The 315-nt window shown below is 46.3% G+C and carries 1 protein-coding gene; it reads left to right on the plus strand.

Annotated features, from left to right (window positions below; genetic code table 11):
• A partial coding sequence (locus tag EST42_RS06180) for a transposase (protein WP_209019481.1) occupies positions 1–315 on the plus strand: 315 nt, incomplete at both ends.

Below are 315 nucleotides of genomic sequence, written 5' to 3' on the forward strand. Positions count from 1 at the left end.
CGTAGCGCAAGCTCTCACGGGACAACGCGTGGCTGACCAGCGCAGCATTGAGGATAAGCGGTATTCTCGCGAATACGCCATCATGAAGAGTCAGTGGCGTTTGTTTATGAAGTCATACGACAAGCTGAACAAAAACACTCGTGCCTATTTAGCTGGCGTAAAAGAATTGATGACTGAAGAGGAAGCATTGGACCTTGTTTTCCGATCATTCCCAACACTTCACGCCACTTGGCTCACATACCAGGCCGTTTTAGAAGCAATGCACGAGCAAAATATACAAAAATTCTCTGATATTCTTGTCGGCTATTCACCACT

It is taken from the genome of Weissella cibaria, from assembly GCF_004521965.1.
Taxonomy (GTDB): Bacteria; Bacillota; Bacilli; order Lactobacillales; family Lactobacillaceae; genus Weissella; species Weissella cibaria_A.